Genomic DNA, 12,346 nt, shown 5'->3' on the forward strand with positions numbered 1-12,346 from the left:
ACAAGATTTGCGGTACGCTTACGTACCATCGCCGGGTTACAGTTGAGCCTCGGGTGTAACGTGAGCGAAGCCAGATCGAGGCTGACCTGGGTAAAGGAGTCGATGTGGATGGTGTCGTATCGCTCTTCGGCGCGTTGCCGCAGCCGTTGCGGGATCCCGTCGCGCTGGCAATTCCCTTCTTCCTCCTGCTGCTCGTCATCGAGTCGGCAGCCGCCCGGGTTCTCGAGCGCCGAGAGGGCTTGAACACGGACCTGGAACGACCGCGCCCCGGTGCCTATCGCTCCGCAGACGCCCGGGCGAGCATTTCGATGGGCCTTGTCTCCATCGGGACGATGGCCATCTGGAAAGGGCTGGCGCTACTCGGATACGCTGCGCTGTTCGCCTACGTCGCGCCATGGCAGTTGTCGGCAGACAAGTGGTACACCTGGGTGGTAGCCATCGTGGGCGTAGATGTGCTGTTTTATGCGTATCACCGCACCGCACACCGGGTTCGACTGATCTGGGCGACTCATCAGGCCCACCATTCCAGCGAGTACTTCAATTTCTCCACAGCGCTGCGACAGAAGTGGAACAACAGTGGTGAGATCCTGATGTGGCTGCCTCTGCCCCTGCTGGGAGTGCCACCCTGGATGGTGTTCTTCGCGTTCTCGCTCAGCCTCGTCTACCAGTTCTGGATTCACACCGAACGCATCGGTCACCTGCCGCGTCCGTTCGAGTTCGTCTTCAACACACCGTCACATCATCGCGTCCACCACGGCCGTGACGAGGACTACCTCGACAAGAACTACGGCGGGATCCTGATCATCTGGGATCGCATGTTCGGCACGTTCCAGAAGGAACTGCAGCGACCTCACTACGGACTCACGAAACCGGTCGACACCTTCAACATCTGGCGACTCGAGACCCGCGAGTACGCGGCCATCGCCCGCGACGTCCGCCAGGCGTCGCGATGGAAGGACAAACTGGGTTTCGTCCTGGGGCCTCCTGGCTGGCGGCCTCGCGAGGCTGCGGTGCTGACCCAGCCGCCCGAATCGTTGTCGGGCGGCCTCGCCGAGGCCGGCAACGGGCCGTAGCCTGCGGATCAGCGCACATCGAGCACCCGAGGCTTGTATCGTCGCCGTAACTGCGAGTGCGGGAGGCGCCGCCCATGATCCTGGACCACATCGACGACCAAATCCTGCCGGACATGACATGAGCGACGATCCCGGAGTCGCGTCAGGTGCTCACGTCCCCACGCTGTACGAATGGGCGGGTGGCCGAGAAGCGTTGGAAAAGCTCTTCACGCGTTTCTATGAGATCGTGCCTGCCGACGACCTCCTGGGCCCGCTGTTCGCAGGGATGGATCCGCATCACGCGAAGCATGTTGCGACGTGGGTCGGCGAGGTATTCGGTGGGCCTGCCGACTACACAGCGCATCGCGGGGGTTACGAGAACATGCTTGCGCATCACATCGACAAGGCGATCACCCCGCAGCAGCGGCGGCGCTGGGTTGAATCATCTTGTCGCACAAACCCACTCCCATCAGGCAAACCCACGTGTTGCGGCACCTGGGTTTGCCTGGAACGGCTGGGTTTGGCGGGCCTAGTCGAACAAGCGCCGAAATACGTTGGTGTCGGCCAGATCCAGTATCTCGTCTCCCCGACCGGACAGGATGGTGCGCAGCGCGTAGAGGGTGAACCCCTTCGCCTGGGCGGCCGTCACAGTGGGTGGGATCGAGAGTTCTTGACGCGCGGTGACGACGTCGAGCAAGGCGGGACCGTCGTGGCTCAAGGCTTCGGCGACTGCACCTTCGAGCTTCTCCGGTTCCTCGACCCGTATACCGTGGATGCCGAGTGCGCGCGCGAGTTCCGCAAAGTTCGGATTGTCCAGTTCGGTACCGAAGTTCACGATACCGGCGGCCTTCATCTCGAGTTCGACGAAGTTCAGGGACGAATTGTTGAAGACCACGATCTTGATGGGCAGCTTGCTCTGGCGGATCGTCAGCAATTCCCCGAGCAGCATGGCAAGTCCACCATCGCCGGAAAAGGTGATCACCTGGCGATCGGGAAACGCGGTCTGAGCTCCGATCGCGTGCGGGATGGCATTGGCCATCGAGCCGTGAGCGAACGAACCGACCAGACGACGGCGCCCGTTCATCTTCAGGTATCGAGCTGCCCAGACCACGGGGGAGCCGACATCCGGGATGAAGACGGCGTCGTCTGCAGCGTTCTCGTCCACCAACTTGGCAAGGAACTGCGGATGGATCGGCCGGCGATTGCGGTCATTGGTCGCGAGTGCATCGAGTTCTGTGCGGGTTTTGCGATAATGGGCGACCGACGTCTCGAGATGTGCGGAACTCGCGTGTCTGGTCAGCATCGGTAGCAACGCGTCGATCGTGTCCTTGACGCTGCCGACAAGGCCGACGTCGATCGGGGTCCGCCTACCCAGCTGTTCGCCTCGGATGTCGACCTGGATGACTTTTGCCTTTTCGGGGAGGAACTGCTGGTAGGGGAAGTCGGTGCCCAGCATGAGCAGGGCATCGCATTTCTCCATTGCCCGGTAACCGGAGGCGAATCCGAGTAGACCGGTCATCCCGACGTCGTATGGATTGTCGTATTCGATGAACTCTTTGCCGCGCAGGGCGTGGACGACGGGAGCCTGCAGTGCCTTCGCGACGGCGAGGAGTTGGTCATGCGCGCCCTCGACACCTGCGCCGCCGAGGATCGTGACCCGCTCCGCGGAGTTGAGCACAGCGGCTGCCTCGCGCAACTGATCGTCGTCCGGACGGGTGATGCGTGGGATGTGGCGGATGGGTGCCGACGGACGACGCCCGACACTCTTCTGCAAGAAGATCTCGCCTGGGATGACGACGACGGCCACCCCACGCTTCTCGATGGCGGTGCGCATCGCGATCTCGAGGACTCGGGGCAATTGCTCAGGAACGCTGACGAGTTCGTTGTACACGCTGCACTCGTTGAACAGCTGTTGGGGATGGGTCTCCTGAAAGTACGTGCTCCCGATCTCCGCGGCAGGGATCTGGGCAGCGATGGCCAGCACAGGCACGCGGCTGCGATTGGCGTCGAACAGCCCATTGATGAGATGGAGGTTGCCCGGACCGCAGCTTCCGACGCAGACCGCGAGCTCACCGGTGAGCGCGGCATCGGCCGCGGCGGCGAATGCTGCTGCCTCTTCGTGCCGAACGTGCTTCCACTCGACTGTCCCGGCTCTGCGTATCGCGTCCGTGAAACCGTTGAGGGAGTCGCCGGGCAAGCCGTAAACCCGCTTGACGCCTGAGGAATGCATGATGTCGACAACTGTGTCCGCGATAGTGGCCATGGATCCCAGAGTAGTTGCCTGTCAATGATGTCCGTTTCGATCTGTCCTCATGCGTAGCGGACCTGTGTGTCGGTATCGGCAGATACCGTGGAACGGTGCTTCTCGCAGATGTGGTGTCCACGAGCTCGGCCGTCGGTGCGACGCGGTCTCGCAAGTCGAAGACCGAGTTGCTCGCGGAGTTGATCCGGGCGGCTGAGCCGGGCGACATCGATGTCCTGGTGGCCTGGTTGTCCGGCGAGACCCTTCAAGGGCGTCTAGGGATCGGTTGGCGCACCCTGTCGGCGGCCCGCGCCGGTTCGGCCGATTCCGCGACGTGGACGGTGTCGGCGGTCGATGACATCCTCACCGACTTGGCAGGGACCTCCGGTGCCGGCTCGGTCGCGCGGCGCAAAGAACTGTTGACCAGGTTGATGTCGCGGGCAACGGCTGCCGAACAGGAGTTTCTCGTGAGGCTGCTCACCGGCGAGATCAGACACGGCGCCCTGGAAGGGGTGATGACCGATGCCATCGCCAAGGCAGCCGGGTTGCCGCTCGCAGTGGTCCGGCGGGCATTCATGCTCTCCGGGCGGCTTCCCGCGACGGCCTCGGCGGCGATCCTCGGCGGTGAGGAGGCGCTGGCGAGGTTTCGGCTCGAGGTGGGTCGTCCGGTCCGTCCGATGCTGGCGTCGCCGGCCGCGTCTCTGGCCGACGCCCACGCCGCACTCGGCCCAGACGTCAGCGTCGAATACAAACTCGATGGCGCTCGCATTCAGGTGCATCGCCATGGCGACGATGTGTCGATCTATACCCGGACGTTGAACGAGATCACCGAACGCGTTCCTGAATTGGTCGAGCTGGTCCGAGCGCTGCCGTGTTATTCCGTCGTCTTGGACGGAGAGACCTTGGCGCTGACCGATTCGGGCAGGCCCCGCCCCTTCCAGGAGACGATGAGCCGCTTCGGCGCGAGCTCGGAGCGTGAACTGCTGCTGCAGCCGTACTTCTTCGATTGCATCCACCTCGACGGTGTCGACCTGCTCGACGAGCCGTTGTCGAGTCGGCTCCAGGCGCTGGATCGGGCCGCGCCGGGCCATCGCATTCCGTCGTTGCTACGTCCAGATCTGGCCGAGACCGAGGCGCATCTCGATGACGCATTGGCCGGTGGGCACGAGGGCATCATGATCAAGGCGCTCGACTCGGTGTATGCAGCAGGTCGGCGCGGAAAATCTTGGCAGAAGGTCAAGCCAGAGCACACCCTCGACCTGATCGTGCTCGGCGCCGAATGGGGTTACGGCAGACGCACCGGGTACCTGTCCAACCTTCACCTCGGTGCGCGCGACCCGGATGGCGGCGCACCGATCATGGTGGGCAAGACGTTCAAGGGCCTCACCGACGAGCTACTACGCTGGCAGACAGACGAATTCCCGAAGCACGAGCGTGACCGGGACGACCATACCGTGTACCTGCGGCCCGCGATCGTGGTCGAGGTCGAACTCGATGGCGTCCAGGTCAGCAGTCGCTACCCGGGGAAGGTGGCCCTGAGATTCGCGCGGGTACTGCGGTATCGCCCTGACAAGTCGCCCTCGGAGGCAGACACCCTCGATGCGGTGCTGAACCTGTTGCCCTGATCGGCGGTCAGAACTCTGCCTGTGCGAGTTGCACGATCCGCGCCCGGGTGGCCTGCGCCCCTGCCGTGGCCTGCTCGGTGAGGGGATCGAGGGCTGCGATCCGACCGACGAGCGTGAGGTCGGCGGTGACGACATCGACCTTCATCCCCAGCGAGCCCTCGAGCGTCTTCACCAGTGGAGGGATGGTGTGGTCTAGACCTTCGTCTTTGGTGCCCGGCCCGTAGGTGAGGCCACGCGAGGAGATCAGGACCACCGGTTTGCCGGCGAAGGGCTGGTCCGGGGTGTCGAATGGGGCCGTGGTGCCCAGAACATGGATGTGGTCGATCCACGCCTTGAGCGAGGAAGGAATGGACCAGTTGTACATCGGTACCCCGACCACGACCACGTCGGCCGCGGCGATTTCCGTGATCAGTTCGTTCTGCAGCGCCTCGGCGGCCGGGGACGGCGCCTCACCCTCGACACGGAGCCGGGGTGCGTAATGCAATCCGGCGTTGCTCAGGTGTGGCACCGGTTCGGCATGCAGGTCGCGGTAGACCACAGCCCGATCGGTGCCGGCCGCGAGCCACGTTCGGGCAAACAGCCCGGTCAATTCGCGAGAGGTCGACGAGGTCGTGTCTGCGGATGAGTCGATGTGCAGGAGGGTGGGCATGCAGACCATTGTGCCCAACGTGTCATGCCGCTGCTGCGGCCAGCCTTCTCGCCGATGTGGTCCACACCAACAAAAGGCCTGCCGCCAACCCGATTCCGATGTACAGCCAACCCAGTGGCGCTTGTGAATTCTCCGGCAAGATACCGGCTGCAGCCATTGCCACGCTCACGATGAGATAACACCCGGCGCTGATGATGCCGCCGATCAACCCCAGATTGCGCGAGAACAAACCGAGTCCGAGGCCGTACATCTGGGGACACAGGACACCGCAGCCGGCCAGCGCCAGGCAGGCGCCGAGCGTTATCGCCCACGCGCTGGGTCCGATCGTCGCTGCAGAGATCACCAGGACCAACGCTCCTGCGAGGAACACGACCCACGCCCCGAGCGCGAGCCGCCGCGGCGTGATCCGGACCGCCAGGGCACTGCACGCGAGTTCGCCGATCAGGTTGGCGCCACCGACGATCAGGGCGACGAGTCCATACGCGGCGGGGGAGAAGTCCAGCTGCTCCTGGAAGAGAAACGGACCGACGACACCGAACACCAGCTGTGCTGCGGCCATCAGCCCGAACACCAGGATGAGGCTGACGAACACCCGGTGTCGCAGCGCGCCGGCCAGGACGCTGCCGGTGGCCGCGACGTCGATACGGGTGCGATTGTGGACGGTGAGTGTTTCGGGGAGGGCAACAGCGACCAGTAATCCGACTCCGGCGGCGAGAGCAGCGATCAGGCCGAAGATTGCGCGCCAGGACATATATTGCACCAGAACCCCTCCGAGGGCGGGTGCGAGTACCGGAGCCAGACCCCATGCCGCGCCCAGCAGGCCGGAGATGGACGTCAACCGACTACCTCGAAAGCAGTCCGCGGCAACGGCATACGAGAGCACCATGCACGCGCAGGCGCCGACGCCCTGCAAGAACCTGAGCCCCAGAAGCATCGGCACGTTGCCTGCGATGGCGCAGCCGAGACTCGTCAGGACCACGATCGCCAGGCAGCTGAGCAGGACCTTTTTGCGGCCGTATGCGTCGGCGATGACACCCACCGGGATGAGGGCAAGGCTCATGCCGAGCATGTAGGCGGTGACGGTGTTCTGCATCATGGCGTTCGACGAATCGAAGTCGTTGACCATGTCGGGCAGGGCGGGAGTGTAGATGTCGAGCGGAATCTGGCTGAGCGGCACCACCATCAGGAGTATCGCGACGATACCCCGCGACGGAACTACAGGAGCTGACGCGGTCACTGGCACCACCGGGGATAGTTTGCGGACGTCGCGGTCGATCGCGATCAACGAAATCCTAAGTGGTCAGCGACGCCCGCGCGTGCCGATCGATGCGTTCAGCGGGTCAAGCTCTCCCGGAACAGCCCTTCCAGCGTTTCGAAATGTCGCTCCGCGGCGTCGGCGCGGTAACTGGCGGTGTCAGACATGGTGTACCCGTGTGGTGCTCCGGGATACACCTCTGAGGTGTAGAGCAGCCCGGCCGCGTCGAATGCATCCTCGAGGATCTCGATCTTTTCTGGAGGCATCGACCGGTCGTTGTCGGCGTGCCCGAGGTAGAGCCGAGCGCGGGCGCGCGTTGCCACGACATGCGGGCTGTCGGGGGAATCGGTGACGAGATTGCCGCCGTGAAAGCCTGCCGCCGCCTTCACCTCTTCAGGCCTGGATCCTGCTGTTCGCAGCGCCAGACCCGCGCCCATGCAGTAACCGGTCACGCCGATACCGTCACCGGTGACGTCCGGGAGTTCGAGCAGCCGATCGACGTATTTGTGGACGTCCGCCGTGGCGAGGCCGGACCCCAATGAACGGATTCGGTCCATCGCCCCGCCCATGAACTGCTCCCGATACTCAGGGTCGCCGAGATCGCCTTGCGGCGCCAATTCCTCAGCGCTGCCGTGTCTGTAGAACGCATTCGGAACCATGACGACGAATCCCCACCCGGCGATCCTGTCGGCCATCTCGAACAGCCGCGGTCGCAGCCCCAGCGCGTCCATGTAGAACAGGACACCGGGACGAGCGCTGTCATCCGGGCGGGTTACATAAGCTTCCGCGACACCGTGACCGGCCTCGATTTCGATGGTGCTGCTCAACATGAGGACCAACGCTACCGGCACGGCCGAGGCGCTCGACGACGGGTCACACCGTGTCGGCGGCAACCCCCCGCGCGGTCCAGAATGCGGTGATGGCGGCGACGGTGTCCGCCGGCTGCTCGATGGCCGGAATGACCCGGGCACGCGCGATCGTCACCTCGCGGGCGTCGGCCATGCGTGCTGCGACAGCTCGGGCTTCCTCGGGGGTCCATTCGCCGCGGTCGTCGGTGGTGACGAAGAGCGTGGGGCAGCTGATCTTCTGGGCTGCCCAGGTGAGGTCGGTTCGGTTGAGGATGGCGGTCTCGATTGCTCGGACCATAGCGGTGTTCGACGTCCGGCGCATCGAATCATCCAGTAGGGCAACGGCTTCAGGATCGTTGGCTCGGGTGTCGTCTGTGAACAACGTCTCCACGATCGCTGCGCGAGGTAGGCCTCGGGGACCGAACAGGCGATAGAGGGGCGCCAGGGTTCGCACCTTACGGCGCAGCTTGGTGCCGATGGGATGAGTGGGGGCGCTGATGGCGACCAAGCTTCGGATCGCGGAGACCCGGGTTGCTGCCAGATGCATCCCGACGTGGCCGCCCCAGGCGTTGCCGACCCAGTCCACACCCGACAGATTCAGCCCGGCCAACAGTTCGGAGGCCGCGGCAGAACAACCCGCGATGTCGGTTGCGCCGGCGAGTTCATCGCTACGTCCGGACGATGGCGCGTCTATCAGATAGAGGGTGCGGTACCGGGCGAGTTCTCGGGCGACTCGGTTCCAGCTTGTCGAGTCGACAAACATGCTGTGCCACAGAACGGCCGGAGGTCCGCTGCCGACGACCCGAATGTGCAGGGAGCCGAGCGAGGTGGGGATAAATAGGTGTTTGTCGACGGTGTTCATGGCGGTGTCACTCTCGGTAGGGGATACATTGAAGTTACGCTGAGTAAACTGAAATTGAGCTATGGTGTGCGGATGTCTCGCACATATTCATCCGAACTGCGGACAGCGCGAGCCCGGGCGAACCGGCACTTGGTGGTCGACACGGCGCGACGAATGTTCATCGAAGAGGGCTGGACGGCGACCACGATGGCAAAGGTCGCTACAACCTCAGGCTTGACCCGCCAAACGGTTTATCAACAGTTCGATTCGAAGCTGTCCTTGCTCGATGCCTGCATCGACCATGCGCTATCGGACGGCAGGGAAGTGCCGGTCCGGGAAATGCCCGAGTATCAGCAGATGGGTAAGGGCGACCGGGGTAGTCGAATCGCGGCGGGTGCGCGTTGGCTGAGCGGCGCTCACGAGCGCTCCGCCGAGATCCAGAACGTCCTCGATCAGGCGGCCGTCACCGACAAGCAGGCCGCGGCGCGGTTGGCGATACGGGAGCACACCCGGTGGGCAGAGGTCGAGTGGGCGACCTCGCTGATTCTCGGGAGGGGGCCGACCGAGGAAGTGGTGGACGGAATGTGGGCGCTGACGTCCAGGCGACTGTGGCTGATGGTGGTTCGCGATCGAGGGTGGTCTGCTGAGCGTTGGCGGCTTTGGTTCGTCGCGCAGACCGAGGCGATGCTCGCACCGCACTGACCTGCACGACGCTTAGGCGGGATCCATGTCCCGCGACGTCAAGGTTAGGTTAGGCTACGCACTTGTGTCCCTGTCCGCCGTGTCCGCGCTGTCGCCGCGCGCAGTCGATGAGCCACCCACCGCGCGCGTAGGCCGCAACACTGCGATCCTGTTGGCCCTGGTGCTGGTGCTGCTGATCGTCATGCTCGCAAGCATTGCGTTGGGCTCACGCCCGATTGCCCTCGGTGCCGTCTGGGACGCGTTCACCGGCATGGACCCCACCAGTAATGATCATCTTGTCGTTCGGGACCAACGGGTGCCGCGGACGCTCGTCGGTCTGATGGTCGGCGTCTCGCTCGGCGTGGGCGGTGCGGTGATGCAAGGACTGACCCGCAACCCCCTCGCCGATCCGGGCCTTCTCGGCGTCGACGCCGGTGCATCCCTGTTCGTGGTGCTGGGTATCGGATATCTGGGTGCGGTCGCCGCCGGTCAGTACGTCTGGTTCGCGTTGTTCGGCGCAGCGGTGGCGTCCCTCGCGGTATACGCGATCGGGGCGTCGGGCCGTGAAGGGGTCACGCCCGTCAAACTGGCGTTGGCAGGTGCCGCGTTGTCTGCGGCCTTCACATCGGTGGTGACGGCGTTGCTGCTGCTCGACCCCAAGACCTTCGACAACTACCGGTTCTGGGTGGTCGGATCGTTGAGCGGGCGCGACATGCACACGCTGCTGGTGGTGTTGCCCTTTCTCGTCGTCGGGCTCATCCTCGCCCTCGCGTTGGGCCGCTTTCTCAACGCGCTGGCACTCGGCGACGATGTAGCCCGAGGGCTGGGCCAACGCGTGGGTGCGGCCAGGGGCCTCGGTGCAGTCGTCATCGTGCTGCTGTGCGGCGGCGCGACCGCGGTCGCCGGACCGATCAGTTTCGTGGGACTGACGGTGCCGCACGTGGCCAGGATCTTCGTCGGCGCAGACCATCGATGGATCCTTGCGTATTCGGCTGTGCTAGGGGCGATCTTGATCCTTGCCGCCGACACGGTCGGCCGAGTCGTCGCCCGTCCGGGTGAGATCGAGGTCGGGATCATCACTGCGCTGATCGGCGCTCCGGTGTTCATATTCCTCGTGCGTCGCAGTCGGATGGCTCAACTGTGACGATCATTGGCGGCCCCCGCGCGTCCGCAGTCTTGGGCGACCTGGTCGACATCGGCGTCGATCAGGTGGCAGAGGTTCGTCGCGTTCGCCGGCGCGGGCTGCTCCGCGAGTGCGGCGTCGTGGCCGTCCTCGTGGTTGTGCTCGCCGCGGCGTTCTGTCTGTCGCTGTCCTTGGGTGATCTGTGGATCCCGCTTCCCGACGTCGCGCGGGTGACTCTCGGACTGAGCGCGGATCCGCCGGCGCCGTTCATCGTCGGAGAACTGCGGTACCCCCGGGCGGTCATGGCCGTGATGGTCGGTCTGGCGTTCGGGATGGCCGGCACGATTCTGCAGCAACTGGTCCGAAATCCACTCGCCAGCCCTGACATCATCGGCGTCACGTACGGGGCGAGTGCCACCGCCGTCGTGGCCATCCTCGTCTTCGGGGCAAGCGGCTACGTGCTGTCGATCTGGGCATTGATCGGCGGGTTGGGCGCTGCGGCACTCGTTTACGGACTCGCCTGGCGCCAGGGCGTGACCGGATATCGGATGGTTCTCATCGGCATCGGGGTGGGAGCAGTGGGCGAGAGTCTCACCGCGTATTTCCTCACCCGAGCAAAGCTGTACGAGGCGTCGGTGGCGCTGCGGTGGCTCACCGGCTCACTCAACGAAGCCTCGGAGTCGCGCATGCACCTTCTCGGCTGGTGCCTGCTGGTGTTCGTGCCCATCGCGTTGGTGCTCTCGCGGTGGATCAGGCCACTGCAACTGGGCGATGAGTCGGCACGCGAGTTGGGGCTGCGGGTGGAGACTTCCCGTCTGAGTCTTGTCGTCGCCTCGGTGCTCCTCGCGTCGATTGCCACCGCAGCTGCGGGCCCGGTCGCCTTCGTGGCGCTGATGGCAGGCCCGGTTGCCGGACTGCTCACCGGCAAGAGCGGTGGTGGGTTGATCTCGTCCGGACTGGTGGGGGCACTGCTGGTGGTCATCTCGGACATGGTCGGGCAACACCTGTTCCCGCAGTCGTTGCCGGTCGGTGTGATCACCGGGATCATCGGCGCGCCTTACCTGATCTGGCTGTTGGTCCGGATGAACCGGATCGGCGGTGCCAATTGAATGCCGTGACCCGAGAGGACATCCGGTGACCAAAGACCATGATCTGAGGGTCGAGAGTCTGTCAGTCTCCTACGGCGTGAGCCAGAAGACGCAGCGCGGCGGGGCTCGCTTGGTCGATGACGTCGTCAAAGAGCTGTCGCTGGCCGTTCCTCCGGGGCAGATCACCGCCATCGTGGGCGCCAACGCGTGTGGGAAGTCGACGCTCCTGCGGACCATGGCCCGCCTGCACGCACCTCGCCTCGGACACGTGGTGCTCGACGGAAAGGCGGTGCACGGCCTGCCGACCAAAGAGGTGGCCGCCATCCTTGGATTGCTCCCACAGTCACCGATTGCCCCGGATCAGATCAAGGTCGCCGATCTCGTTGCCCGGGGCCGGTATCCGCATCAGGGCTGGTTCAGGACCTGGACGGCGCGCGATGAGGAAGCGGTCACTGCCGCGCTGGTGGCTACTGGAACGCTAGACCTCGCGAACCGGCATGTCGATGAGATCTCCGGTGGTCAACGGCAGCGTGTGTGGATCGCGATGACCCTTGCCCAAGAGACCGACATCCTGCTGCTCGACGAACCGACGACCTTCCTCGACATGAGTCATCAGGTCGAGGTGCTCGATCTGATCACCGATCTGAATCGGAGCATCGGCACCACGGTGGTGGTGGTCCTGCACGACCTCAATCTTGCTGCACGCTACGCGGACACGCTGGTGGCGATGCGAAAAGGGCAGATCGTCGCTGTCGGTCCGCCCGCGGACGTCGTCACGCCACAGGTGATCTCGCAGGTCTTCGACATGGACGTCCAGGTCGGCCTCGATCCCGTCGCGGGAAGCCCTGTCGTCTATCCCATCGGGCGCCACCATGCGCCCTCGTTCACGACGTCACAAATAGAGGAGAAAAGATGATCAGGTCACGATCGCGTTCTGCGCGC

11 protein-coding genes and 1 pseudogene are annotated in these 12,346 nt (G+C 64.5%); 7 read left to right on the forward strand and 5 right to left on the reverse strand.

Going from position 1 to position 12,346, the window contains the following annotated elements:
- The first annotated feature begins 104 nt into the window (after positions 1-104).
- On the forward strand, positions 105-1,073 hold the full coding sequence (locus DFR67_RS00305; RefSeq protein WP_211324905.1) for a sterol desaturase family protein: 969 nt from the start codon (positions 105-107) through the stop codon (positions 1,071-1,073).
- A gap of 118 nt (positions 1,074-1,191) precedes the next feature.
- Positions 1,192-1,482: pseudogene (locus tag DFR67_RS00310) on the forward strand (globin domain-containing protein); the annotation flags it as partial.
- 99 nt (positions 1,483-1,581) lie between these two features.
- Here the strand turns inward: DFR67_RS00310 and poxB are convergent.
- Positions 1,582-3,315, reverse strand: coding sequence for a ubiquinone-dependent pyruvate dehydrogenase (gene poxB, locus DFR67_RS00315; RefSeq protein WP_110467457.1), 1,734 nt, complete (start codon positions 3,313-3,315; stop codon positions 1,582-1,584).
- Positions 3,316-3,410: 95 nt separating this feature from the next.
- Between poxB and DFR67_RS00320 the strand changes: the two genes are divergently transcribed.
- Positions 3,411-4,919 carry an ATP-dependent DNA ligase gene (locus DFR67_RS00320; RefSeq protein ID WP_110467458.1) on the forward strand — a complete coding sequence of 503 codons (1,509 nt, stop codon included), beginning with the start codon at positions 3,411-3,413 and terminating at the stop codon, positions 4,917-4,919.
- A 7-nt stretch (positions 4,920-4,926) separates the two neighbouring features.
- On the opposite strand, the gene DFR67_RS00325 is transcribed toward DFR67_RS00320, so the two are convergent.
- The 4 genes from DFR67_RS00325 to DFR67_RS00340 all read right to left on the reverse strand — a co-directional run bounded on the left by DFR67_RS00325 (position 4,927) and on the right by DFR67_RS00340 (position 8,533).
- Entirely contained in the window at positions 4,927-5,568 is a 642-nt protein-coding gene (locus tag DFR67_RS00325) for an NAD(P)H-dependent oxidoreductase (protein ID WP_110467831.1), read from the reverse strand.
- Between the two features lie 22 nt (positions 5,569-5,590).
- Positions 5,591-6,805, reverse strand: a complete 1,215-nt coding sequence (locus DFR67_RS00330; RefSeq protein ID WP_425451233.1) for a multidrug effflux MFS transporter — start codon at positions 6,803-6,805, stop codon at positions 5,591-5,593.
- 95 nt (positions 6,806-6,900) lie between these two features.
- The gene (locus tag DFR67_RS00335) at positions 6,901-7,653 is read right to left on the reverse strand and encodes a dienelactone hydrolase family protein (protein ID WP_110467459.1); all 753 of its coding nucleotides are present in this window, start codon (positions 7,651-7,653) and stop codon (positions 6,901-6,903) included.
- A gap of 43 nt (positions 7,654-7,696) precedes the next feature.
- Complete coding sequence (locus DFR67_RS00340; protein ID WP_245937630.1) at positions 7,697-8,533, reverse strand: alpha/beta fold hydrolase; 837 nt, start codon at positions 8,531-8,533, stop codon at positions 7,697-7,699.
- Positions 8,534-8,605: 72 nt separating this feature from the next.
- Here DFR67_RS00340 and DFR67_RS00345 point away from each other — a divergent pair, with 72 nt between their 5' ends.
- From DFR67_RS00345 to DFR67_RS00360, 4 genes are all read left to right on the forward strand, one after another.
- Positions 8,606-9,214, forward strand: coding sequence for a TetR/AcrR family transcriptional regulator (locus DFR67_RS00345; protein WP_110467834.1), 609 nt, complete (start codon positions 8,606-8,608; stop codon positions 9,212-9,214).
- Between the two features lie 64 nt (positions 9,215-9,278).
- The gene (locus DFR67_RS00350; protein ID WP_245937631.1) at positions 9,279-10,337 is read left to right on the forward strand and encodes a FecCD family ABC transporter permease; all 1,059 of its coding nucleotides are present in this window, start codon (positions 9,279-9,281) and stop codon (positions 10,335-10,337) included.
- Positions 10,334-11,425 (forward strand): FecCD family ABC transporter permease, encoded by a 1,092-nt coding sequence (locus tag DFR67_RS00355; RefSeq protein WP_158539864.1) that lies wholly within the window; start codon positions 10,334-10,336, stop codon positions 11,423-11,425. The genes DFR67_RS00350 and DFR67_RS00355 overlap by 4 nt, the downstream gene beginning before the upstream one ends.
- A gap of 25 nt (positions 11,426-11,450) precedes the next feature.
- Positions 11,451-12,320: an ABC transporter ATP-binding protein gene (locus DFR67_RS00360; protein WP_110467462.1), complete on the forward strand. Its 870-nt coding sequence runs from the start codon at positions 11,451-11,453 to the stop codon at positions 12,318-12,320.
- The last annotated feature ends 26 nt before the right edge of the window (positions 12,321-12,346 follow it).

Source organism: Williamsia limnetica (assembly GCF_003217475.1).
GTDB classification, from domain to species: Bacteria; Actinomycetota; Actinomycetes; order Mycobacteriales; family Mycobacteriaceae; genus Williamsia; species Williamsia limnetica.

What these genes read in the sequence shown, in the direction of transcription:
- DFR67_RS00345 (WP_110467834.1), top strand. Translation starts at nt 8,606, where the DNA reads ATGTCTCGCACATATTCATCCGAACTGCGGACAGCGCGAGCCCGGGCG.
- DFR67_RS00335 (WP_110467459.1), bottom strand. Translation starts at nt 7,653, where the DNA reads ATGTTGAGCAGCACCATCGAAATCGAGGCCGGTCACGGTGTCGCGGAA.
- DFR67_RS00325 (WP_110467831.1), bottom strand. Translation starts at nt 5,568, where the DNA reads ATGCCCACCCTCCTGCACATCGACTCATCCGCAGACACGACCTCGTCG.
- poxB (WP_110467457.1), bottom strand. Translation starts at nt 3,315, where the DNA reads ATGGCCACTATCGCGGACACAGTTGTCGACATCATGCATTCCTCAGGC.
- DFR67_RS00340 (WP_245937630.1), bottom strand. Translation starts at nt 8,533, where the DNA reads ATGAACACCGTCGACAAACACCTATTTATCCCCACCTCGCTCGGCTCC.